General features: G+C 72.3%; 21 protein-coding genes and 2 pseudogenes. 13 read left to right on the forward strand and 10 right to left on the reverse strand.

Features of this window, described 5'->3' with window-relative positions:
- Window positions 1-117 precede the first annotated feature (117 nt).
- Entirely contained in the window at window positions 118-783 is a 666-nt protein-coding gene (gene lipB / locus FU792_RS05175) for a lipoyl(octanoyl) transferase LipB (RefSeq protein WP_022924798.1), read from the reverse strand.
- 86 nt (window positions 784-869) lie between these two features.
- Here lipB and FU792_RS05180 point away from each other — a divergent pair, with 86 nt between their 5' ends.
- Window positions 870-2,528, forward strand: a complete 1,659-nt coding sequence (locus tag FU792_RS05180; RefSeq protein WP_022924797.1) for a serine/threonine-protein kinase — start codon at window positions 870-872, stop codon at window positions 2,526-2,528.
- Window positions 2,529-2,530: 2 nt separating this feature from the next.
- On the opposite strand, the gene FU792_RS05185 is transcribed toward FU792_RS05180, so the two are convergent.
- Window positions 2,531-3,499 (reverse strand): TIGR01777 family oxidoreductase, encoded by a 969-nt coding sequence (locus FU792_RS05185; protein ID WP_022924796.1) that lies wholly within the window; start codon window positions 3,497-3,499, stop codon window positions 2,531-2,533.
- A gap of 10 nt (window positions 3,500-3,509) precedes the next feature.
- Complete coding sequence (sucB, locus tag FU792_RS05190; RefSeq protein WP_022924795.1) at window positions 3,510-5,519, reverse strand: 2-oxoglutarate dehydrogenase, E2 component, dihydrolipoamide succinyltransferase; 2,010 nt, start codon at window positions 5,517-5,519, stop codon at window positions 3,510-3,512.
- Between the two features lie 188 nt (window positions 5,520-5,707).
- Here sucB and FU792_RS16665 point away from each other — a divergent pair, with 188 nt between their 5' ends.
- Window positions 5,708-5,884 (forward strand): DUF5302 domain-containing protein, encoded by a 177-nt coding sequence (locus tag FU792_RS16665; protein WP_022924794.1) that lies wholly within the window; start codon window positions 5,708-5,710, stop codon window positions 5,882-5,884.
- Between the two features lie 72 nt (window positions 5,885-5,956).
- Here FU792_RS16665 and FU792_RS05195 read toward each other — a convergent pair whose 3' ends face one another.
- Window positions 5,957-7,477 (reverse strand): leucyl aminopeptidase, encoded by a 1,521-nt coding sequence (locus FU792_RS05195; protein ID WP_028130986.1) that lies wholly within the window; start codon window positions 7,475-7,477, stop codon window positions 5,957-5,959.
- Window positions 7,478-7,609: 132 nt separating this feature from the next.
- On the opposite strand from FU792_RS05195, the gene gcvT reads away from it, so the two are divergent.
- Window positions 7,610-8,722 (forward strand): glycine cleavage system aminomethyltransferase GcvT, encoded by a 1,113-nt coding sequence (gene gcvT, locus FU792_RS05200; protein WP_028130985.1) that lies wholly within the window; start codon window positions 7,610-7,612, stop codon window positions 8,720-8,722.
- Window positions 8,723-8,825: 103 nt separating this feature from the next.
- Here gcvT and FU792_RS05205 read toward each other — a convergent pair whose 3' ends face one another.
- The 5 genes and pseudogenes from FU792_RS05205 to FU792_RS05220 form a co-directional block, all read right to left on the reverse strand.
- Entirely contained in the window at window positions 8,826-9,536 is a 711-nt protein-coding gene (locus FU792_RS05205; protein ID WP_022924791.1) for an HAD family hydrolase, read from the reverse strand.
- Window positions 9,537-9,723: 187 nt separating this feature from the next.
- A complete protein-coding gene (locus FU792_RS05210) occupies window positions 9,724-10,281 on the reverse strand; it encodes a bifunctional adenosylcobinamide kinase/adenosylcobinamide-phosphate guanylyltransferase (protein ID WP_022924790.1) in 558 nt (185 codons plus the stop codon).
- An 81-nt stretch (window positions 10,282-10,362) separates the two neighbouring features.
- Window positions 10,363-10,692, reverse strand: a complete 330-nt coding sequence (locus FU792_RS05215) for a DUF937 domain-containing protein (RefSeq protein ID WP_149814589.1) — start codon at window positions 10,690-10,692, stop codon at window positions 10,363-10,365.
- Between the two features lie 50 nt (window positions 10,693-10,742).
- Window positions 10,743-10,832, reverse strand: a pseudogene (locus tag FU792_RS19125) (DUF937 domain-containing protein); the annotation flags it as partial.
- A 123-nt stretch (window positions 10,833-10,955) separates the two neighbouring features.
- Window positions 10,956-11,561: a DUF3043 domain-containing protein gene (locus FU792_RS05220; RefSeq protein ID WP_033418741.1), complete on the reverse strand. Its 606-nt coding sequence runs from the start codon at window positions 11,559-11,561 to the stop codon at window positions 10,956-10,958.
- A gap of 72 nt (window positions 11,562-11,633) precedes the next feature.
- Here FU792_RS05220 and FU792_RS05225 point away from each other — a divergent pair, with 72 nt between their 5' ends.
- The 10 genes and pseudogenes from FU792_RS05225 to FU792_RS05270 all read left to right on the forward strand — a co-directional run bounded on the left by FU792_RS05225 (window position 11,634) and on the right by FU792_RS05270 (window position 20,709).
- Window positions 11,634-13,025: a dipeptidase gene (locus tag FU792_RS05225; RefSeq protein ID WP_022924787.1), complete on the forward strand. Its 1,392-nt coding sequence runs from the start codon at window positions 11,634-11,636 to the stop codon at window positions 13,023-13,025.
- Complete coding sequence (locus FU792_RS05230) at window positions 13,018-13,989, forward strand: glutathione S-transferase family protein (RefSeq protein WP_052327818.1); 972 nt, start codon at window positions 13,018-13,020, stop codon at window positions 13,987-13,989. Before FU792_RS05225 ends, FU792_RS05230 begins: the two co-directional genes overlap by 8 nt.
- Before the next feature lie 24 nt (window positions 13,990-14,013).
- On the forward strand, window positions 14,014-15,153 hold the full coding sequence (gene trpS / locus FU792_RS05235; RefSeq protein ID WP_022924785.1) for a tryptophan--tRNA ligase: 1,140 nt from the start codon (window positions 14,014-14,016) through the stop codon (window positions 15,151-15,153).
- Between the two features lie 14 nt (window positions 15,154-15,167).
- Complete coding sequence (locus FU792_RS05240; protein WP_149814590.1) at window positions 15,168-15,896, forward strand: glycerate kinase; 729 nt, start codon at window positions 15,168-15,170, stop codon at window positions 15,894-15,896.
- Between the two features lie 17 nt (window positions 15,897-15,913).
- Window positions 15,914-16,273 (forward strand): annotated as a pseudogene (locus tag FU792_RS18395) (glycerate kinase); the annotation flags it as partial.
- 85 nt (window positions 16,274-16,358) lie between these two features.
- A complete protein-coding gene (gene erpA / locus FU792_RS05250) occupies window positions 16,359-16,709 on the forward strand; it encodes an iron-sulfur cluster insertion protein ErpA (RefSeq protein ID WP_022924783.1) in 351 nt (116 codons plus the stop codon).
- 46 nt (window positions 16,710-16,755) lie between these two features.
- Window positions 16,756-17,577, forward strand: coding sequence for a leucyl/phenylalanyl-tRNA--protein transferase (gene aat / locus FU792_RS05255; protein WP_022924782.1), 822 nt, complete (start codon window positions 16,756-16,758; stop codon window positions 17,575-17,577).
- Between the two features lie 53 nt (window positions 17,578-17,630).
- Entirely contained in the window at window positions 17,631-18,521 is an 891-nt protein-coding gene (ctaC, locus tag FU792_RS05260; protein WP_022924781.1) for an aa3-type cytochrome oxidase subunit II, read from the forward strand.
- Entirely contained in the window at window positions 18,521-20,308 is a 1,788-nt protein-coding gene (ctaD, locus tag FU792_RS05265; protein ID WP_022924780.1) for an aa3-type cytochrome oxidase subunit I, read from the forward strand. The genes ctaC and ctaD overlap by 1 nt, the downstream gene beginning before the upstream one ends.
- Window positions 20,308-20,709: a cytochrome c oxidase subunit 4 gene (locus tag FU792_RS05270; protein WP_022924779.1), complete on the forward strand. Its 402-nt coding sequence runs from the start codon at window positions 20,308-20,310 to the stop codon at window positions 20,707-20,709. The genes ctaD and FU792_RS05270 overlap by 1 nt, the downstream gene beginning before the upstream one ends.
- 15 nt (window positions 20,710-20,724) lie before the next feature.
- Here the strand turns inward: FU792_RS05270 and FU792_RS05275 are convergent, their stop codons facing one another.
- On the reverse strand, window positions 20,725-21,696 hold the full coding sequence (locus tag FU792_RS05275) for a quinone oxidoreductase family protein (RefSeq protein WP_022924778.1): 972 nt from the start codon (window positions 21,694-21,696) through the stop codon (window positions 20,725-20,727).
- Window positions 21,697-21,720: the final 24 nt, after the last annotated feature.

Below are 21,720 nucleotides of genomic sequence, written 5' to 3' on the forward strand. Positions count from 1 at the left end.
CCCTGCAGGCTCAGTCAACCCTGCTTGTGTCCGAAGGGAGGCGTGTGTTGCAGCGTGTCCGGAATCCCGTCCGGATCACGGGTATGCGGTCGTGGCGAGAGTACGCCGGGGCCGTGGTCAGCGGGTCGGCACGGTCGGCTGCCCCGGGGTCACGGGGTCGAGCACGCGGGCGAGGTGGTCCTCGACCAGCGGCAGCACCTCGGCGACGGGGACGTGACGACCGAGCTCCGCGGTCAACGAGGTCACCCCGGCGTCGGCGATCCCGCAGGGGATGATGGCGTCCGCCCAGCCCAGGTCGCAGTCGCAGTTGAGCGCGAAGCCGTGCATGGTGACGTCCTGGCTGACCCGGATCCCGATGGCGCCGATCTTGCGCTCCGGGCGCGTGCCGTCGGCCGGGAGCCAGACCCCTGACCTCCCCTCGACCCGGGTGGTCTCGACGCCCAGCTCACGGCATACCCCGATCATCACGTCCTCCAGCCGGCGCACGTGCGCGACCACGTCGACGGGGGAGGGGAGCCGCACGATCGGGTAGCCCACGAGCTGCCCCGGGCCGTGCCAGGTGATCTTGCCCCCGCGGTCGACGTCGACGACCGGCGTGCCGTCGAGCGGCCGCTCATGGGCCTCGGTGCGCTTCCCGGCGGTGTAGACCGCCGCGTGCTCCAGCAGGAGCACGGTGCCCGGGAGGCTGCCCGCGACGACCGCGGCGTGCACCTCGCGCTGATGCTCCCACGCCTGGTCGTAGTCCACGAGGTTGGGGGCCAGACCGAGGTGCTCGACGCGCATAGGCCCACTGTAGTCCGTACGCGTCCGCACCCTGGGGCTGTGGACAACTCCTGCGGCGCTCGCGCCGCTCACGGCAGGCTGGGCTCATGAACCTGCCGACCGTCCCCGGATACGACGTGCTCGGCCGGCTCGGTCGAGGGGCGAGCGCCGAGGTGTGGCGGGGCCGTCGGCGCGCGGACGGTCTGCCGGTCGCGCTCAAGCTCGTGCGCCCGAAGGGTGGGGCGGCCGACGTGCCGGCCGTGCTCGCCGAGGCGGGCCTCATGGCGGGGCTGCGGCACGAGCACGTCCTGCGGCTCTACGACGTGCTGCCGCTCGGGTCCCCGGAGGACCCCACCGTGGCCCTGGTCACCCAGCTCGCGGCCGGAGGCTCGCTGGCCCAGGTCCTGCAGAGCCGGAGGCTGCTGTCGCCGGGGGAGCTGGTGACCGTCCTGCACCCGGTCTCCTCGGCGCTGGCCGAGCTGCACCGGCTCGGCGTCGTGCACGGTGACGTGTCGCCGGGCAACGTGGTCTTCCGCAGCGACGGTATGCCCCTGCTCGGCGACCTCGGCACTGCCCGTGTGACCGGGGAGGACGGCCTGCGCGGCTGGGGGACCCGTGGGCCCGACGGCATGGTGGCGCCCGAGGTCGTCGAGGGTTTCGCTGCAACCTCTGAGTCCGACGTCTACCAGGTGGGTGCGCTGGCCTGGCTCGCGCTGGTCGGCGACGTGCCCGGCCCGGGCTTCGACCGTCCGCCGCTGGCCGAGGTTGCGCCACTGCTGGCCCCGGACCTGGTGGACCTGGTGCGGCGGTGCATGGCTCCGCAGCCGGAGGACCGTCCCGGTGCCGAGGAGCTGCCGGCGCTGCTGCTCGCGGTGGCCGACCCGGAGCCGGTGGAGGTGGCGCCGGACGTGGACGCCGCCGTCGGGGTCACCGAGCGGCTGCGGCAGGTGGCGCTGACCGACGCCGCGCAGGCGCAGCCGCCGCGGGGCGGGAGGTGGAGGAGACTGCTGGCACGGGGGGTCGGGCGGCCCCGGCCCGAGCCCGCGCGGGTGCCGGACCCGACATCGCCCAGGGTGGCGGCGTCGCGCCGTCGTGGGGCGCACCGGGAGAGCGGCGCCCCCGCCGGTGCGCGGCGGCGCCGCCCGGGCCTCGTCCTCGCTGCTGTCCTGGTGCTGCTGGTGGGGGTGCTCGGCGTCGTGGTCGTCCTCCGCCCCACGGCGTCGGTGTCGCACGGGGATGGGCCCCCGTCCGTCGGTCCTGCTGCGGCGGACGTGCCGGCGGTCACTGCCCCGGCCCCGCCGGTGCGGGCCGTGCCACCCGCGGGAGGGAAACCCGACACGGCCACCCCGTCGGCGGGACCGGATCGACGGGACGGGATCTGGGACGAGGCCCGGGCCTCGGAGGTCGTCCAGGGGCTCCTCGACGGGCGTGCCGCAGCGTGGGAGGAGGTCGACCCCGGACGGCTCGAGGAGGTCGTCGCCCCGGGCTCCCCGGCGGCGAGGGCAGAACTCTCCCAGTTGTCCGAGGCCGACCGGGCCGGGGTGTCGTATCCGCAGGTCGACTTCACCGTCTCCCGGGCCCGCACCGCATCGGTCCAGGACGGGCGCGTGGAGGTCGACCTCACGGTCCGCCGTGCCCAGCTGACGGTGCGGCGCGACGGGGAGGTCGTGCACACCGCCGGTGCGCGGGAGGACGAGGTCCGGGTCGTGCTGAGCCGCCACGGGGGACGGTGGCTGCTGCAGGAGTGGGGGCCGCCGGCGCGCTGAGGTCAGGCGGCCTGGTCCTGCTGCACCACCCAGGCTGCTGCGGCCTGAAGATCGGCGTGGTCGAAGGTGAAGCCCGCGCCGGTCAGCACCTCGGGCAGGACCCGGGTGGAGGAGAGGATCTCCTGCGACATCTCGCCCAGGACCAGGCGCAGCGCGAAGCCGGGCACGGGCAGGACCGCCGGCCGGTGCAGCTGGGAGGCGAGGGCCTGGGTGACCTGCTGCTGGGTGGCCGGCTCCGGGCCGCCGAGGTTGACCGGGCCCGTGATCTCCGGGCGGTCGAGCAGGAAGAGCAGCGCCCGCACGTGGTCGTGCAGGGTGATCCACGGCCACCACGAGTCGCCGCCGGCCAGCGGTCCGCCCAGTCCCAGCCGCACGAGCGGCAACAGCCGCCCCAGCGCGCCGCCTCCCGGGGCGAGGACGATGCCGGTGCGCACGTGCGCGACCGGCACCCCGGCCTGCTCGGCGGGGGCCGTGGCGGCCTCCCAGTCCTGGCAGAGCTGGGAGAGGAAGCCCTCGCCCGGCCGGCTCTCCTCGGTGAGCACCTCGTCACCGCGGTCCCCGTAGTAGCCCACGGCCGAGCCGGACACGAGCCGGGGCGTGCCCGAGGCGCCGCCCTCACGATTGGCGAGCGCAGCGAGCGCGTCGGCGATCGTGCTGGTGCCGTCCAGCCGCGAGGAGACCAGCACCTTCTTGCGCTCGTCCGTCCACCGCTTGTCGGCGATGCCGGCACCCGCCAGGTGGACGACCCCGTGCACGCCGGCCAGGACCTCGGGGTCGAGCCGCGAGCCGGGGTCCCAGGTGGCCTCCCGGACGCCCTCGGGGAGCTGGTCGGAGGGGCGCGTGTCGCGGCGCACGAGGTGCACGACCTCGTCGCCGCGCTCGCGCACCGCCTCGCTGAGCGCCGACCCGATGAGCCCGCTGGCTCCGGTGATCGCGACGACGCGCGTGCTGCTGGATGCGGGATCGGTCATCGCCGGCTCCTCAGACCTCGAACTTCCCGTCCTCCAGGCGCTCCTTCATCGTCGCCAGGAAGCGCGCGGCGTCCGCGCCGTCCACGACCCGGTGGTCGTAGCTGATCGCGAGGTAGACCATGTCGCGGATCGCGATCGTCTCCATGCCGTCCTCGTCGACGATGACCACCGGACGCTTGACCACCGCGCCGGTGCCCAGGATGCCGACGTTGGGCTGGTTGATGATCGGGGTGTCGAAGAGCGCGCCGCGCGACCCGGTGTTGGTCAGCGTGAACGTGCCTCCGGACAGCTCGTCCGGCGTGACCTTGTTGTCGCGGGTGCGCTCGGCCAGGTCGGCGATCTTGCGTGCCAGGCCCGCGATGTTGAGGTCACCGGCGTCCTTGATGACCGGCACGAGCAGGCCGCGCGGGGTGTCGACCGCGACGCCGAGGTGCTCCGCCGCGTGGTAGACGATGGAGTCGTCCTCGACGCTGGCGTTGACGATCGGGTGCTCCTTGAGCGCCTCGATGGCGGCCATCGCGAAGAACGGCATGAACGAGAGCTTGGTGCCCTCCCGCTTGAGGAACTCGTCCTTGGCGCGCTTGCGCAGCCGGGAGATCTTCGTGACGTCGACCTCGATGACCGTGGTCAGCTGGGCGCTCGTCTGCAGCGACTCCACCATGCGGGTCGCGATGACCTTGCGCAGGCGCGACATCTTCTCGGTCGTGCCCCGCTTGGCCTCGCTCTCCGGGCTCGGGGACCCGCCCCCGGACGGGGCGGAGGTCTCCGGCGTGGCGGCCTTCTCCTCCTGTGCCGCCGGTGCCTCGGCAGGCTGCTCCTTCTTGGCCTGGGCGGCGTCGAGCACGTCCTGCTTGCGGATGCGGCCTCCCACACCGGTTCCGGTGAGCGAGCCCAGGTCGACGTCGTGCTGGGCGGCGAGCTTGCGCACCAGCGGCGTGACGTAGGCACTGACGTCCTGCCCCTGCGGCGTCGAGGCCGTGGACTGCTGACGCTGCTCCACGTCCCGCGTGCCGTCGCCGTCGGCGTCCTTGTGCGAGGTGGAACCGGCCTCGGCGGAGGTGGTGCCGACACCGACCGCCTGGCCGCTGTCGTCGGCGTCGGAGGTGCCGCTGGACTCGGAGGCCTCCTGGGCCGCCTTCTCCTGCTTCTCCTGCTCGCCGCCCAGGTCCTCGGAGGAGTCCTCCTCGGCCTTCTCTTCCTTCTTCTCGTCCTCGGCCGGCTTCTCCTCGGACTCGCCCTCGGCCTTCTCCTCCTTGTCGACCTCAGCGGGCTCCTCCGACTTCTCCTCGTCCTGCGAGGAGCCCTCGTCGGAACCTCCGCCGGAGGACTCACCCCCGATGACGGCGAGCTCCCCGCCGACCTCGACGGTCTCGTCCTCCCCGGCGAGGATCGAGGTCAGTACCCCCGCGACGGGGGAGGGGATCTCGGTGTCGACCTTGTCGGTGGAGACCTCGAGCAGCGGCTCGTCGACCTCGACGGAGTCGCCCTCGGACTTGAGCCAGCGGGTGACGGTGCCCTCGGTCACCGACTCGCCCAGCGCGGGCATGGTCACGGTCTCGCCCTCCGAGCCGCCGCCGCCCCCGGAGGAGCCACCCGAGTCCCCGGACCCGGTGTCCTCGCTGCTCTCATCCTTCGAGTCGCTCGCGTCCTGGCTCTCACCGGAGTCCCCGGACTCCTGCTCCTGCTCGTCGGACTCATCAGCGTCACCGGAGTCCTCCTGCTGGGACTCCTCCTCGTCGGCCTGCGCGTCCGAGCCGCCGGAGTCGCTGCTGTCGCCCCCGTCGCCGTCCCCGACGACGCACAGGTCGGCGCCGACCTCGACGGTCTCGTCCTCCTCGGCGAGGATCTCCTGCAGCGTGCCCGCGACGGGGGAGGGGATCTCGGTGTCGACCTTGTCGGTGGACACCTCAAGCAGCGGCTCGTCGACCTCGACGGAGTCGCCGACGCTCTTGAGCCAGCGGGTCACGGTCCCCTCGGTGACGGACTCACCGAGGGCGGGCATCGATACACGTTCCGACATGTCTGTTGACTCTCTCCTCGTCCGGGGTCTGCAGTCTACGGGTGATGCTGCCGTTGGGTCAGGCGTGGTGCCACCCTGGAAGGCCGTCCGCGGACCATCCTGCCACCTGCCCGGAATTCGGTGGCGGACGCACGTGCCGCGTGCCAGGGTGGTCCGGTCATGTCCGGCGAGAGTGAGGAGGTGGCCCGATGAGCGACGATCCGGTCACGGACGACGTCAAGGCCAAGTTCCGCGAGGCACTGGCCAAGAAGCAGGCCCACGGCGGGACGGATGTCTCGGACCACTCCGAGCACGGCAAGGTCGCGCAGGAGCGCGACGCCAAGACCTCGGGTGCCCAGCAGATGTTCCGCCGCAAGAGCGGCTGACGTCGCCCGGCAGACGGACGCGAGGGGCACCACCGCGACGTGCGGTGGTGCCCCTCGTGCGTGCGGTGGCACTCAGCCGGCGAAGGAGCGGGCGAGCGCGACCAGCGAGCGCACGCCGGCCCCGGTGCCTCCCTTGGGGTAGTAGCCCCAGGCCGACTTCTCGTTGTAGGCCGGACCGGCGATGTCGAGGTGGGCCCAGGGGATCGGGGAGGCCTGCGCGCCCTCCCCGCGGGTGCCGACGAACTCCTGGAGGAAGGTCGCGGCGACCATCGCCCCTGCGGACCGCTCACCGGTGTGCTTGAGGTCGGCCACGGGGGTGTCGAGGGTGGGGCGGATCTCCTCCGGCATCGGCAGCGCCCACGCGGTGTCCCCGGCATCCGTGCCGAGGCGCACCAGCGAGTCGCGCAGCTCGTCGTCGTTGCCCATGACCCCGATGGTCCGCTCGCCCAGCGCGACGATGCAGGCACCGGTCAGCGTGGCCACGTCGACGATGGCGTCCGGCTGCTGCTCGGTGGCCAGCGCCAGGCCGTCGGCCATGACCAGGCGCCCCTCGGCGTCGGTGTTGATGATCTCGACCGTGCGTCCGCCGCGCATCGTCACGACGTCGCCCGGGCGCTGAGCCAGGTCGCCGGTCATGTTCTCCGCGAGGCAGAGGTATGCCGTCACCTGGACCGGCAGGCCCAGCTCGGCGATGGCGAGGGTGGCGGCGGCGCAGGCCGCGGCGCCGCCCATGTCCATCTTCATCGTCACCATCGAGGCGCCCGGCTTGAGGCAGAGCCCGCCGGAGTCGAAGGTGATGCCCTTGCCGACGAGGGCCAGGTGCCGGTCGGCGCCCTCGGGCGTGTAGCGCAGGGTCACGAGACGAGGTCCGCGGGCCGAGCCCTGGCCGACACCGATGATGCCGCCGCAGCCCTCCGCGGCGAGCTGCTCGGGGTCCCAGACCTCCACCTCGACGCCGGCCTCCTGCGCCCGGCTCACGACGTCCGCGGCGAAGGTCTCGGGGTAGAGCAGGTTCGGGGGAGTGTTGACCAGGTCACGGGCATACGAGACGGCGTCCACCATCGCGGAGACTTCGGCCTGCGCCGCCTGCGCCTCCTCGCCGTCCAGGCCGCGGACCGACGCGGAGGCCAGCGGTGCCTTCGCCGAGCCGGCCTTGCCGACCCCGTGCTGCTCGACGTAGCTGTAGGCGCCGAGCGCCGCCCCCTCGGCGACGGCGAGGGCCTGGTCGCGGCCCTCCTGGCCCAGTGCGAAGACGGCCGACCCTCGACCGGTGAGCGAGCGCGCCGCGACGCCCGCGGCACGGCGGAGCTGCTCGGTCCGCGGTGCCGGTCCGCTCCCGCCGACGCCCACGACGAGGACCAGGCCTGCCTCGACCCCGTCGACCCCCGCCAGCAGCGAGACCTCGTCGGTCGAGCCCTCGGCGCCGAGCGCGGACAGGGCGTCGGAGACCGACCGCACCACGTCCTCGTCCAGCCCGTGCCCTTCGAGCAGGGCGAGGGCTCCGTCGCGCTTGGTCGCCCCCAGGACGAGGGCGTCGACCTGGGCGGTGGCGAGGTCGTCGGTGGTGAAGGTCACGGGCATGCAGCCGCTCATGGATGGTTCCTTGTCTCCGCGCCGTGGGGACAGCTCTCCTGCGGCGTCGGTCGCTCGGGTGGTCGCCCGACGGTCGCGTCGGGGCGTGGTGACCGACACTAGGCCACGACGCCAGCCACTAGGGTGAGCGTCATGAGCGATTCCGCGACGATGACGTCCCCGCTGCACGACCGGCACCTCGCGCTCGGGGCCAAGATGGCCGACTTTGGCGGCTGGTCCATGCCGATCGAGTACCCCGGTGGCGGCGTCGTCGCCGAGCACACCGCCGTGCGCGAGCGGGTGGGTCTCTTCGACGTCTCCCACCTCGGCAACGCCCTCGTCACGGGGCCGGGCGCCAAGGACTTCCTCAACAGCTGCCTGACGAACGACCTGGACCGCATCGAGCCGGGCAGGGCGCAGTACACGATGTGCTGCTCCTCCGACGGGGGCGTCGTCGACGACATGATCGCCTACCTGCGCTCCGAGGACGAGGTCTTCCTCATCCCCAACGCCGCCAACACCGCCCGGGTGGTCGAGCTGCTCCAGGAGGCGGAGCAGCGCCCCGAGGACGTCAGCGTGGAGAACCAGCACCACGACTACGCCATCCTCGCGCTCCAGGGGCCGCGCGTCGACGAGGTCATGGACGAGCTCGGGCTGCCGACCGGCCACGACTACATGAGCTTCGTGGAGGCGCAGTGGCAGGGCGTGCCGGTCACGGTGTGCCGCACCGGCTACACCGGGGAGCGCGGCTACGAGCTGGTCTGCGCCAGCGCCGACGCGCCCGCGCTCTGGGACGCCCTCACCGCCGCGATGGAGCCGCTGGGCGGCCTGCCCTGCGGGCTGGGCGCGCGCGACACGCTGCGCACCGAGATGGGGTATGCCCTGCACGGCCACGAGCTCTCCGACCAGATCACCCCGGTCATGGGCCGCACCGGCTGGGCGGTCGGGTGGGGCAAGGAGGCCTTCTGGGGCCGGGAGGTCCTCACCGCGCAGCGGGAGGCCAAGGAGTGCCGGCTGGGCGGCGGGCTGGTCGTGACCGGCCGGGGCATCCCGCGAGCCGGGTGCCGGGTGCTCGACTCCTCCGGCCGGGAGGTGGGCGAGGTGACCTCCGGCACCTTCAGCCCGACCCGCAAGCAGGGGATCGCGCTCGCGCTCCTGGACCGGGGCACCGAGCAGGGCACCGAGCTCGTGGTCGAGGTCCGCGGTCGGGAGGTCCCGGTGGAGGTCAGCAAGCCGCCGTTCGTCGAGGGTGGCGCCGCGGGCTGAGTTCTCACCGCCCGTTGCTGGCACCGACCACCGGTTGCTCATGGCCCTGGGGCCGGCGTGCCAGCTCGTTGTCGGCGATGGTGGCGTCGTCCGCAACCCCAGATCAGTGCGGCAACGGCTCCTGCGGGTCGTCCGAGCCGAGCGGTGGCTCGGCCCGACACAGCTCGTCCCAGTCGGCAGTGATCAGGTCTCGGGGGCCATCGACGATCAGGACGGCCCCGGCGTCTCGCAACTCCTGCACCCCGAAGCCACCGGAGCGCACCACGACGCAGGGCGCACCCATCCGTGCTGCGGAGGCCACGTCATACGGTGTGTCACCGACGAGGACGGCGCGCTCACCTCCTGCCCGTCGCAGGGCGACCCCGAGGATGTCCGGCGCCGGCTTGGACTGTTCGGCGTCCTCAGAGGTGGTGACGGTGCTGAGCACCCCCTCGGGCAGGTCCAGCAGCTCGATGATGTGATCGGTGAACCGCTTCTTGCCCGAAGAAGCCAGGGCCACCCTCAGCCCGCGCTCGTGCAGCGACAGCACCAGCTCACTGGCCCCCTCCAGCAGCACGACCTCGCCGAGGATGCGGGAGTACTCCTGTTCCCAGGCGTTCCGCAGGTCGTCACCGATACGGGCTTCCACCTCGTCATCGGTCACCACAGCGACCAGCTTGTCCCCACCCATGCCTATCGCTCGGTGCGCCCGCCAGAGCGCAGGGGTGAGGCCGAAGCGGGCGAACGCCCGGGCCCAGGCCAGGGCGTGGTGGTAGGTGGAGTCGGCAAGGGTGCCGTCGACATCCAGCAGCACGGTGTCGCGTGTCGAAGTCATTCGTCCTGCCCCGGTGTGGTCGTCATGGGCGCGACACTATCTGTCGGACGACCCTCGGCAGGCGTCGGAGGACGCGTGATGACCAGGGCGAGCGAGCGCAGTGACGCGCAGCCGTCGACCCTGGAGCACGAGCTGGAGCCTCAGGTGCGGTCGTTGGTGGCTGCTGGAGAGCCGGTGCGGCTTCGCCTCAGCCGGCCGGGACCGGCCGCGCGCCCGACAGGTCGAGCACCCGGCCGGCGGTGACGACGTGCACCTGGGCGCAGGCCGCCGACAGGCGGGTGTTCGCGACCCCGAGCAGCTCGGCCAGGAGCAGCGTGTCCCGGTCGTCCGACGCGGTCGGCGCAGCGGGCTCGTTGCTCACCAGCACCACGTCGAAGGGCACGGCGCGCAGGGCGACCGCAGCCTCCTCCAGCATGGGCTCCATGTGCCGGGCGGCGGCACGAGGGTCGGCCCACAGGCCCTCGGCCTCGACGACCGACCAGAGCCAGTCAGGGACGCTGCTCAGCAGGACCGGCCGCCGGGAGGCGAGCAGGGCCATGGCCAGGCTGGTCACCGGCACCTCGGTCCAGCCCTCCGGCCGCTCGCCGGGCACCTGGCCCAGCCGCTCACGGAAGTCGGCGATCCCGGCGGGGACCGGCGGGCTGGCAGTGACCAGGCAGGTCACCGCGTCGTGACCGCGCAGGAGGGAGGTGGCATGGCGGGCGACGCCGCTACCGTCGCTGCCGAGGACCAGGGTGGACGTCATCGTGGCCGGCGCTCCTCGGGCTCGGGGCTGGGGAACTGTCGCCGGTCAGCATACAAAGCGTCGCGACGGGTGCCCGCGCCCTCAGCGGCGACCCAGGATGCCGCCCAGCACGTCGCCGAGGATGCCGCCGGAGGACCCCGAGGAGCCGGTGCCGGTCGCGCTGCCCAGTGCGGAGCCGAGGACGTCCTGCAGCACGGAGGTCAGGTCGGTGGACCGCTGCTCCGTCGGGTCCTCGGTGGTGGCGCGTCCCTGCCCGAGCGGGCCGTCCGGCTGCCCGGGCGCCGTCTGCCCCGGGGTCGCCGCGGATCCGCCGCCTCCGCCGGTGACCTGCTTGGCCAGCCAGGAGAGCACGATGGGCGCCAGGATCGGGAGCAGCTTGCGGACGAGGGACGAGGTCTGCGACCCCGACATCCCCCGAGCCGGTTGACGACGTCGTCGGTGTTGCCGCCGAAGACGTGACCGACGATCTTCTCCCCGTCCTGCACGTCGATCTGGTCCAGCGCTGCCCCGTCGGCGAGGCCGTTCTGGTGCTGACCGAGGGCCGACAGCAACGACCGGGCGCCGTCGGTTCGCTCGGCAGAGCCGGTGCGGGTCCGACCCTAGGGCACCGGTGGCCGGTCCGCCCTGGTGAAGCACGGAAGCCACGGCGCCACGGTGCGTCCCAGGTGCGCGGGTCAGCGCCGGCGCAGCTCCTCGCCACGTGCCACGGCGGGGCGCGGGATCCGGCTGCGGCGCATCTGGAAGGCCCGGAGCACGACATACCACGCCGAGCCGCGGCCCGGCTCCTGCCCGAAGGTCGCGGTGAAGCGCTTCTTGGTGCGGCGCCACAGCAGCCACACGTCGATGACGCCGCCCAGCATGAGGGTGTAGGCCACGAGGAAGGTGCCGCCGCGGGCCCACTCGAAGGGCAGCAGCGAGACCGCCAGCACGAGGATCATCGCGGGCAGCAGGATCTCGCCGACGTTCCACCGCACGTCCACGGCGTCGCGCAGGAAGCGGCGCTCGGGTCCCTTGTCCCGGGCGGGGAGGTACTTCTCCTCACCGCTGAGCATGGCCTCGCGCATCCGGGCCCGCTCGGTGCGGACCTTCGCCTTCTGCTCGGCGCTCATGGCCTTCTTGTCCACCACCAGCGGCCGGCGGTTGGCGCGCTCGGCGTCCCGACGCTTCGGGGTGGGCCGGCCCTTGCCCGCGGGACGCGCGCGGTCAACCGGCTCCGGCGCCTGCTGCTGGGCCGCCTGGAGCTTGGTCTCGGTCAGCTCACCCGACCTCTTCCCGAACATCACCCCCCGAGTGTAGGTGAGGGCCGGAGGTGCCGACCCGGTCCCGCGTAGTGGCGGATAACCTCTGCCGGCATGGAGCACCTCGCCGCCGACGCCGACGCCGACCGCACCGCCGATCTCACCGCCCGGGTCCGGGACCTCATGCCGGGGGTGCGCTCGGACCTCGAGGCCCTGACCCGCATACCGTCGGTGTCCCTGGACTCCTTCGACCAGCGGCACGTGGACGACAGCGCCCAGGCCACCGCGGACCTGCTCCGTGCCGAGGGCCTGGACGCCCGGATCGTGCGCGAGGGCGGACGGCCGGCGGTCATCGGTCACCGTGACGGCCCGCCCGGGTCGCCCACGGTCCTGCTCTACGCCCACCACGACGTCCAGCCGCCCGGTGCGCAGGAGGACTGGGACACCCCGGTCTTCGAGCCGACCCAGGTGGGCGAGCGCCTGTATGCCCGTGGCGTCGCGGACGACAAGGCCGGGATCATGGCGCACGTCGCGGCGCTGCGCGCCCACGGCGGTCGGCCGCCGGTGGGGGTGACGGTCTTCGTCGAGGGTGAGGAGGAGGTGGGCTCGGACTCGCTGCCGACGATCCTGCAGCAGCACGGCGAGTCGCTGCGGTGCGACGCCATCGTGCTCGCCGACTCGCACAACTGGAAGATCGGGGTCCCCGCCCTGACGACCACGCTGCGGGGGATGGTCCGTGTCGTCGTGGAGGTGCGGGCGCTGGAGCACGGGCTGCACAGCGGCCTCTACGGCGGCGTCGTGCCCGACGGGCTGACCGCGCTCTGCCGCCTGCTCGCGACGCTGCACGACGAGGCGGGCGACGTGGCCGTCCCCGGTCTGCGCACCTCCGAGGCGGCCGACCTCGACTTCACCGAGGAGGACCTGCGCGCCGACGCCGGCCTGCCCGAGGGCGTCCGGCCGATCGGCACCGGCTCGCTGCTCTCCCGGATGTGGACCCGGCCCTCCCTCACCGTCATCGGGATCGACGCCCCCTCGGTGGACACCGCGGCGAACCTGCTCACCCCGGTCGGCCGGGCCAAGCTGTCCATGCGGCTGCACCCGGAGGAGGACCCGGCGACCGCCGCCGAGGCCCTGCGGACCCACCTGCTGGAGCACGCGCCCTGGGGCTGCCGGGTCGACGTCGAGGTCGTCGACGACGGGGCCGGCTTCGCCGCGGACGCGCGCGGACCGGTCTACGACGTGGCGCGGTCGGCCTTCCGGGACGCCTGGGACGGGGTGGACGCGGTCGACATCGGCGTCGGCGGGTCGATCCCGTTCGTCGCGGCCTTCGCCGAGCGCTTCCCGGACGCGGCGATCCTCGTCACCGGGGTGGAGGACCCGGACACCCGGGCGCACGCCGCCAACGAGAGCCTGCACCTCGGTGAGTTCGAGCGGGTCTGCGTGGCCGAGGCGCTCCTGCTGGAACGTCTGGCCGCGACGGGGCATGATGGGGACCATGATGAGTGACGGTTCAACTAACAGCGGCGCCGAGTCCGGTGGCGGCAGCTACGTCAACCCGGACGGTGGGTTCGAGCGCAAGACCCGCTACATCCCGGACCGGATCACCCGGGACGGGCGCGACGGCTTCCCGGTGGAGCCGGGACGCTACCGGCTGATCACCTCGCGGGCCTGCCCCTGGGCGCACCGGATGATCCTCACCAGGCACCTGCTGGGGCTGCAGGACGTGATCGGTATGGGCGTGGCCGGCCCGGTGCACGACGCCGACTCGTGGACCTTCGACCTGGACCCGGGCGGGGTGGACCCGGTCCTGGGCATACCTCGGCTGAAGGACGCCTACGACGCGCGGCCCGAGGGCTACCCGGAGTCCGGCATCACCGTCCCGGCCTTCGTCGACACGACCTCGGGCAGGGTCGTGACCAACGACTTCCACCAGATGGTCAAGGACCTCGTCACCGAGTGGGGCGACCACCACCGGCCGGGCGCCCCCGACCTGTGGCCCGAGCACCTGCGGGACCAGATCGAGGAGGTCTCCGACCTCGTCTACGCCGACGTCAACAACGGCGTCTACCAGTGTGGTTTCGCCGGCAGCCAGGAGGCCTACGAGGAGGCATACCAGCGGCTCTTCTCCCGCCTCGACTGGCTCTCGGACCGGCTGGAGCACCAGCGCTACCTCGTGGGTGACCAGCTCACCCTGGCCGACGTCCGGCTCTGGCCGACGCTCGTGCGCTTCGACGCGGCGTACCACGGCCACTTCAAGTGCAACCGGCACAAGCTCACCGAGATGCCGGTGCTGTGGGCCTACGCCCGCGACCTCTGGCAGACGTGGGACTTCGGCGCCACGACCGACTTCGAGCAGGTCAAGGCGCACTACTACGCCACGCACCGCGACATCAACCCCACCGGGGTCGTGCCGCTGGGCCCGGACACCAGCGGGTGGACCACGCCGCACGGTCGCGAGGAGCTCGGCTGAACCACCCCGCTACGATCGGCGCTCGTGACTGATCAGACCCAGCAGCCCGACGACCCCTCAGGCAGCACGGGCACCGACCTCGCCGACTCGACCTCCGACGCCTCGCTGCAGCGCAGCGTGGTGCGCTCCGCGCAGATCGCCGAGGACCTCGACGTCCACCCCGGCCGCTACCGGATGCTCACCGGTGACCGTCCGACCGGGCACCTGCACCTAGGGCACTACTTCGGCAGCCTGCGCAACCGGGTGGCGCTGCAGGACAAGGGCGTCGACACCTGGGTCCTCATCGCCGACTACCAGGTCATCACCGACCGCGACACCGTCGACTCGATCCAGGAGCGGGTCTACTCGCTGCTCACCGACTACCTCTCGGTGGGCATCGACCCGGCCCGCACGACGATCTTCGCGCACTCCCAGGTGCCGGCGCTGAACCAGCTGATGCTGCCCTTCCTGTCGCTGGTCACCGATGCCGAGCTGCGACGCAATCCCACGGTCAAGGCGGAGCAGGAGGCCACTGGCGGTCGGCCGATGACCGGGCTCATGCTGACCTACCCGGTCCACCAGGCCGCCGACATCCTCTTCTGCAAGGCCAACGTCGTCCCGGTCGGCAAGGACCAGCTGCCGCACCTGGAGCAGACCCGGGTCGTGGCGCGCCGCTTCGACGAGCGCTACGGCCGGGCGGGCGACGGCAGCGCGCCGGTCTTCCCGGCACCGGACGCCCTGCTCTCGGAGGTGCCGAACCTGCTCGGCACCGACGGGCAGAAGATGAGCAAGTCGCGCGGCAACGTCATCGAGCTGCGGATGACCGCCGACCAGACGGCCCGGGCGATCAAGAAGGCGGTCACCGACGCCGACCGTCGCATCACCTACGACCCCGACGGTCGCCCCGAGGTCTCCAATCTGCTGCTGCTGGCCTCGCTCACCACGGGCCGCGACCCGCGTGCGGTGGCCGAGGAGATCGGCGACGGCGGTTCGGGGACGCTCAAGAAGCTCGTGACCGAGGCGGTCAACGAGCACCTCGCGCCGGTCCGCGCCCGTCGCGCGGAGCTGGAGGCCGACCCGGCCGAGCTGCGGCGCGTCCTCGCGCGGGGCAACGCGCACGCCCACGAGGTCGCCGAGGCGACCCTCGCCGAGGTGCGCGAGGCCATGCAGATGGTCTACGCCTGACGTCGCCCGCCGGTATGCCCGCACCTCGCGTCCTCGTCGTCGCCGACCGGTCCGCCGGCCGGCTGGCCCCGGGCGACGCCGAGCAGGTCGCCCAGGGGTGGGCCCGGTCGGCCCCGCACGCCGACGTCGAGGCGCACGCCTCGCACGACGGCGGCGCCGGCTTCGCCACGCTCGTCGCCGAGCGGTCCGCGGCGCTCGGCCTTGCCGTCACCGGCCACCCCGTGCTCGTCGCCGACCCCACCGGCGCCGAGGTGCCCGCGGACATCGCCGTGGTCGAGCGTCCGGACGGGGCGACGGCATACCTCGACACCGCGCAGGTGGCCGGGCGCCACCTGGTCGCCGCGGACGACCTGGCCGACCCGGCCGGGCTGGGCAGCGAGGGTCTCGGGGCGCTCCTGACCTGCGCGCGCGACCTCGGGGTGTCGCGGGTCGTCGTCGGTGTCGGAGACCTGGCCTGCCACGACGGCGGTGCCGGGCTGCTGCGCCGGCTCGGCGCGGGGGAGCGGCTCGAGGACCTCCCTGCGCTGCGCGACACCTGGTCGCGGACCCGGCTGGTGCTCGCCACGACGACGGAGGCCTCGCTCCTGGGCTTCCACGGCGCCAGCGCCTCCCTCGGGGAGCACGGGGTGCGCCCGGAGGTGACGCAGCGGCTGGAGACCGAGCTCGGCGGGCTGAGCGACCGGGTCAACGCGGTGCTCCCGCCGCAGCGCGACCTGCTCACCGGGCTGCCGCGCCGACCCTAGCGGGCCGCCGGGCCGGGGCCGGTGGGGGCGTGGGCTACGCGCTGCAACTGCTCGGCGCGCGGACCGACACCGGGGCCCGGCTGCTCCTGGACGAGCTGGACGTGCGCGACCGCCTCGCTGGTGCGCTGGTCGTCCTCGTCACCGACGCCTACGACTACACGACGGTCCACGACGGCGTGGTCGCCGACACCGCACGGGCGGCGCTCGAGGTCGCCGCCCCGACGGTCGTCCTGGCGCGGGAGGTCTCCGTCGGGCGCCGTGAGGGGATGTCGCTGGGGGTCAGCGGCTCCTACGCCCCGCGCGGCGACGAGGGCGCAGATCTCGCGGCGCTCGCGACGCGGGTCGCCCGCACCTGGACCCCGCCCGCCCGGGCGTGACGTACGCTGGTCGGGACGGGAACAGGACCGGCAACCACCGGCGTTCCCCCTGCACCACTTCCCCTCACGAGAGGACCCGCGGCCCATGACCGACACCCAGACCACGCAGACGCACGGCGTCACCCTGACCGACCTCGCCGCCGGCAAGGTCAAGAGCCTGCTGGAGCAGGAGGGCCGCGACGACCTGCGGCTACGCATCGGCGTCCAGCCGGGTGGCTGCTCGGGCCTGATCTACCAGCTGTACTTCGACGAGCGCACCCTTGACGGCGACCTCGTCGCCGCGTTCGACGGGGTCGAGGTCGTGGTGGACCGGATGAGCGCCCCCTACCTCGACGGCGCGTCCATCGACTTCGCCGACACCATCGAGAAGCAGGGCTTCACGATCGACAACCCCAACGCGGGCAGCTCCTGCGCGTGCGGGGACAGCTTCAGCTGAGCCCGAGAAACGCGAGCGTAGCGAGCCTGTTTCTCGGAACAGAAGAGTGGGCGAGCGAAGCGAGCACCGCGCAGTTGCCGACGGCGCCGCCGCGGGCGGCGCCGTCGGCAACTGCGGCGGCGGCGCGGACGCCGTAGGCGGTGACGCCGGAGGCGCGAGCGGACCGGTGGAGCCCGAGCCGACCGTCTGGGACCTTTCGACGGCGGGGGCGGTGCCGGGTGAAGACCTCGTCGGCATCGGTGCCGACCTCGAGCCGGGGACCATCCTCGCCGCCTACCGGGCCGGGCTCTTCCCGATGGGCCTGGGGGAGGGGGGCGCCGACCCGGTCGGGTGGTGGTCGCCGGACCCGCGCGGGGTGCTGCTCCCCGGCGACCTCCACCTCAGCCGCTCCGCCCGGCGCTCCCGCCGGTCCTGGGCCGTGACCGTCGACCAGGCCTTCGAGGACGTCGTCGCCGGCTGCGCGGACCCCTCGAGGGACGGGGGCTGGATCACCGGACAGATCGCGCGGGCCTACGGCCGGCTGCACGACCTCGGGTGGGCCCACTCCGTCGAGGTGTGGGACGAGGGACGGCTCGTGGGCGGGGTCTACGGGCTGGCGATCGGGCGGCTGTTCGCGGGGGAGTCGATGTTCCACCGGGCGCCCGACGCCTCCAAGGCAGCGCTGGCCGGCCTGGTCGACGTGCTCGCCGAGGACGGTGAGCCCTGGGTGCTGGACACGCAGTGGCAGACGCCGCACCTGGCTTCCCTGGGGGTCGTCACCGTCCACCGACCCGACTACCTCCGCCTCGTGCGGGATGCCTCAGCCCGGGAGCTGCCGCGGCGGTGGCGCGGCACACCCCCCTGCGGCGAGGACGGCGGGCAGGCGTGAGGGTAGAGTGGGGTCTGTGATGCTCGACGGTCCCAGCAGCAAGAGGTGGCTCAGTGCGACGGCGTGAGGACGGGGGCGGGAGCGCCCGATCCCGGACCCGCAGGCTCGGCCTCGCGCTCGCCGTCACGACGGCGGCGCTGATGCTGTCCGGGTGCGGCGAGGCGGTGACCCGGGGTTACCTGCCCGAGCCCGCCACCGAGGTCGGTGCCGACGTGGTCGGGTTCTGGAACGCCACGTGGATCGCGGCCCTGGCGGTGGGTGTCCTGGTGTGGCTGCTCATCCTGTGGGCGGTCTTCGCCTACCGCCGCCGTTCCGAGGACGAGGTCCCGGTGCAGTTCCGCTATCACGTCCCTTTCGAGATCCTCTACACCGTCGTGCCGATCCTCATGGTCGCGACGATGTTCGGGCAGACCGTCACCCTCCAGAACGCCATGCTCGACACCGAGCCCGAGCCCGACGTGGTCGTCAACGTGGTCGGCAAGAAGTGGAGCTGGGACTTCAACTACGTCGAGGAGCAGGTGTTCGTCACCGGCCAGCAGGCGCGCGAGATCAGCGAGGGCGAGGAGGGCGTGCCGGACACCCTGCCGACCCTCGTGCTCCCGGTCGACAGCCGGGTCGAGTTCGTGCTCACCTCGCGCGACGTCATCCACTCCTTCTGGGTGGTCAACTTCCTCCAGAAGATGGACATGGTCCCCGGCCGGGTCAACATCTTCCAGGTGACCACCACCGAGGAGGGCACCTTCGCCGGCAAGTGCGCCGAGCTGTGCGGCGCCTACCACTCGGAGATGCTGTTCCAGGTCGAGGTCGTGTCACAGGAGGACTACGACGCCTTCATCGCCGACCTGGAGGAGTCCGGCAACACCGGTCAGCTCGGCCCTGACCTCGACATGTACGAGCTGCAGCAGGACCAGCAGGGCAAGCTGCCCGAGGGAGTGGAGAACTGATGGCCATCACGACCGAGCGGCCAGGGACCGCCGCCACTGCTGCCACCGCCGCGAAGCCGCCGGTCGCCGAGCGCAGCTCCTTCGTCCGCAACGCCGTCCGGGTCCTCACGACCACCGATCACAAGGTCATCGGCAACCTCTACTTCGTCGCGACCATGGTGTGGTTCATCCTTGGCGGGCTCATGGCCCTGGTCATCCGCGCCGAGCTCTTCGTTCCCGGGCTGCAGGTCGTGGACAACCCCGAGATCTACAACCAGATGTTCACCATGCACGGCACGGTGATGCTGCTGATGTTCGCCACCCCACTGTTCGCGGGCTTCGCCAACGCGCTGGTGCCGCTGCAGATCGGCTCCCCGGACGTGGCCTTCCCGCGACTCAACATGCTGGCCTTCTGGATGTTCCTCTTCGGCAGCCTCATCGCCGTCGGGGGGTTCCTCACCCCCAGCGGTGCGGCGAGCTTCGGCTGGTTCGCCTACCAGCCGCTGGCCGGGCCCACGCACAGCCCGGGCCTGGGGGGCGATCTGTGGGTCGTGGGCCTGGCGGTCAGCGGCTTCGCCACGATCTTCGGCGCCGTCAACTTCATCACGACGATCGTCTGCATGCGGGCACCCGGCATGACGATGTTCCGGGTGCCGTTCTTCACCTGGACGGTTCTGGTGACCTCGATCCTGGTGCTCGTGGTCTTCCCCGTGCTCGCCGCCGCCTTCTTCGGGATGGCGACGGACCGCATCTTCGGTTGGCACATCTACGACCCCGAGCACGGGGGCGCCATGCTCTGGCAGCACCTCTTCTGGTTCTTCGGTCACCCCGAGGTCTACATCATCGCGCTGCCGTTCTTCGGGATCATCTCCGAGGTCATCCCGGTCTTCTCCCGCAAGCCGCTGTTCGGTTACAAGACGCTCGTCATGGCCACCATGGCGATCGCCGCACTGTCGGTCTCGGTGTGGGCCCACCACATGTATGCGACCGGCGCGGTCCTGCTCGAGTTCTTCGCCATCATGACGATGCTCATCGCCGTCCCGACCGGGGTGAAGTTCTTCAACTGGATCGGCACCATGTGGCGTGGCTCCATCAAGCTGGACACCCCGATGCTGTGGGCGGTCGGCTTCCTCGTGACCTTCCTCTTCGGTGGTCTGACGGGCGTCATCCTGGCCAGCCCCGCGCTGGACTTCCACGTCTCGGACACCTACTTCGTCGTGGCGCACTTCCACTACGTGGTCTTCGGCACCGTCGTCTTCGCGATGTTCGCCGGCTACTACTTCTGGTGGCCTAAGTTCACCGGCCACATGCTGGACGAGCGGCTGGGCAAGATCCACTTCTGGATGCTCTTCCTCGGCTTCCACGGCACCTTCCTCATCCAGCACTGGCTGGGTGTCAAGGTCATGCCTCGCCGGTATGCCGACTACCTCCCCGAGGATGGCATCACCTGGATGAACCAGCTGTCGACGATCTCCTCCTTCCTCCTCGCCGCCTCGATGCTCCCCTTCTTCTACGCGGTGTGGAAGAGCTTCAAGACTCCCAAGGTCACGAGCGACGACCCGTGGGGCTGGGGCATGTCGCTGGAGTGGGCCACCTCGTGCCCGCCGCCCCGCCACAACTTCGACTCGCTGCCGCGGATCCGCTCCGAGCGTGCCGCCTTCGACCTGCACCACCCGCAGATCGGGACGCTGGAGTCGCCGGAGCCCGACAAGGGCGTCGCCGAGAAGTTGCTGGGTGGCCCGGACACCGACCCCGACGGGCAGGTCGGCACTGATTCTGGCGGCTACACCGGGAAGGAACAGCACTGATGCGCGCCGAGGTCAAGATCTTCGCCTACCTCGTCCCGTTCTTCGCCCTCATGACCGGGCTGTACGCCTGGTTCACCGAGCCGAACGAGTGGGTGGGCATCGTCGCCCTGCTGCTGACGACCTTGTTCTCCGCCTTCATCGCGTTCTACCTCTGGGTGACCGGCCGCAAGACCGACCTGCGCCCGGAGGACGACCTCGAGGGCGAGATCGGGGACCTGTCCGGCGACTACGGCCACTTCGCCCCCTACTCCTGGTGGCCGTTGTGGCTGGGCCTGTCGATCTCGGCGGTGGCGCTCGGCCTGGCGGTGGGCTGGTGGCTGCTCATCTGTGCGGTGCCGTTCCTGTTCATCTCGATCCTCGGGTGGACGTTCGAGTTCTTCCGCGGCGAGAAGGCGATCTGACCGGCCGGACGCCGCTCAGGGCACGAGGATGAGCTTGCCGGTCGTGCCGCCGCCCTCCAGGTCCTCGTGCGCGCGACGGGCGTCTGCCAACGGGTAGCGGCCCGAGATCCGCACGTCCAGCTCGCCGTTGGCGATGAGGTGCAGGATGTCGTCGGCGCGAGCGGTGAGCTCGGCGCGGTCGGCGACGTAGTGCGCGAGGCTGGGGCGGGTCAAGAAGAGCGACCCCTTGTGGTTGAGCACCTGCGGGTCGATCGGGGGGACCGGACCGCTGGCTGCGCCGAAGAGCACCATCATGCCGCGCGGCCGGAGCAGCTCCAGCCCGGTCTCGAAGGTGTCCTGGCCCACGCCGTCGTAGACGACGTGGACGCCGTCGTCCCCGGTCACCTGGCGCACCGCGTCCAGCAGGTCGGTCTCGCGGTAGAGGATCACCTCGTCCGCCCCGGCCTGCGTGGCCAGTTCGGCCTTGTCCGGTGAGCCGACCGTGCCGATCACGCGCACCCCCGCACGGTGCAGGAGCTGGGTCAGGAGCAGCCCCACCCCGCCGGCGGCAGCCGTGACCAGCGCGGTATGCCCGGGGCCGGCGGGGAAGGTCGTCCGGGCGAGGTAGTGGGCGGTCAGGCCCTGCAGCATCACGGCCGCGGCGGTCTCCAGCTCCACCTCGACGGGGACGACGACCAACCGGTCGGCGGCGACCACCGTCTGCTCGGTGTAGCCGGTGCCGGGCGCCATCGCCCAGGCGACGCGGTCGCCGACGGACAGCCCCGAGGTGCCCGGGCCCAGGGCGTGGACCGTGCCGGCCCCCTCGCTCCCGAGGACGAAGGGCGTCGGGAGCGGGTAGGCGCCGGACCGCTGGTAGATGTCGATGAAGTTGACGCCCGCCGCGGCGACGTCCACCAGCGCCTGGCCCGGTCCGGGCCCGGGGGTGGGGCAGTCCACCAGGGTCAGGGCCTGCGGCCCACCGGTCTCCTCGACGACGATCGCGCGCATGGGTCGGACGCTACCGGAGCCGGG

Origin of the sequence: Serinicoccus marinus DSM 15273, assembly GCF_008386315.1 — a bacterium.
In the GTDB taxonomy this organism is placed as follows: domain Bacteria; phylum Actinomycetota; class Actinomycetes; order Actinomycetales; family Dermatophilaceae; genus Ornithinicoccus; species Ornithinicoccus marinus.

What these genes read in the sequence shown, in the direction of transcription:
- lipB (WP_022924798.1), bottom strand. Translation starts at nt 783, where the DNA reads ATGCGCGTCGAGCACCTCGGTCTGGCCCCCAACCTCGTGGACTACGAC.
- FU792_RS05180 (WP_022924797.1), top strand. Translation starts at nt 870, where the DNA reads ATGAACCTGCCGACCGTCCCCGGATACGACGTGCTCGGCCGGCTCGGT.
- FU792_RS05185 (WP_022924796.1), bottom strand. Translation starts at nt 3,499, where the DNA reads ATGACCGATCCCGCATCCAGCAGCACGCGCGTCGTCGCGATCACCGGA.
- sucB (WP_022924795.1), bottom strand. Translation starts at nt 5,519, where the DNA reads ATGTCGGAACGTGTATCGATGCCCGCCCTCGGTGAGTCCGTCACCGAG.
- FU792_RS16665 (WP_022924794.1), top strand. Translation starts at nt 5,708, where the DNA reads ATGAGCGACGATCCGGTCACGGACGACGTCAAGGCCAAGTTCCGCGAG.
- FU792_RS05195 (WP_028130986.1), bottom strand. Translation starts at nt 7,477, where the DNA reads ATGAGCGGCTGCATGCCCGTGACCTTCACCACCGACGACCTCGCCACC.
- gcvT (WP_028130985.1), top strand. Translation starts at nt 7,610, where the DNA reads ATGAGCGATTCCGCGACGATGACGTCCCCGCTGCACGACCGGCACCTC.
- FU792_RS05205 (WP_022924791.1), bottom strand. Translation starts at nt 9,536, where the DNA reads ATGACTTCGACACGCGACACCGTGCTGCTGGATGTCGACGGCACCCTT.
- FU792_RS05210 (WP_022924790.1), bottom strand. Translation starts at nt 10,281, where the DNA reads ATGACGTCCACCCTGGTCCTCGGCAGCGACGGTAGCGGCGTCGCCCGC.
- FU792_RS05215 (WP_149814589.1), bottom strand. Translation starts at nt 10,692, where the DNA reads ATGTCGGGGTCGCAGACCTCGTCCCTCGTCCGCAAGCTGCTCCCGATC.
- FU792_RS05220 (WP_033418741.1), bottom strand. Translation starts at nt 11,561, where the DNA reads ATGTTCGGGAAGAGGTCGGGTGAGCTGACCGAGACCAAGCTCCAGGCG.
- FU792_RS05225 (WP_022924787.1), top strand. Translation starts at nt 11,634, where the DNA reads ATGGAGCACCTCGCCGCCGACGCCGACGCCGACCGCACCGCCGATCTC.
- FU792_RS05230 (WP_052327818.1), top strand. Translation starts at nt 13,018, where the DNA reads ATGAGTGACGGTTCAACTAACAGCGGCGCCGAGTCCGGTGGCGGCAGC.
- FU792_RS05240 (WP_149814590.1), top strand. Translation starts at nt 15,168, where the DNA reads ATGCCCGCACCTCGCGTCCTCGTCGTCGCCGACCGGTCCGCCGGCCGG.
- erpA (WP_022924783.1), top strand. Translation starts at nt 16,359, where the DNA reads ATGACCGACACCCAGACCACGCAGACGCACGGCGTCACCCTGACCGAC.
- ctaD (WP_022924780.1), top strand. Translation starts at nt 18,521, where the DNA reads ATGGCCATCACGACCGAGCGGCCAGGGACCGCCGCCACTGCTGCCACC.
- FU792_RS05270 (WP_022924779.1), top strand. Translation starts at nt 20,308, where the DNA reads ATGCGCGCCGAGGTCAAGATCTTCGCCTACCTCGTCCCGTTCTTCGCC.
- FU792_RS05275 (WP_022924778.1), bottom strand. Translation starts at nt 21,696, where the DNA reads ATGCGCGCGATCGTCGTCGAGGAGACCGGTGGGCCGCAGGCCCTGACC.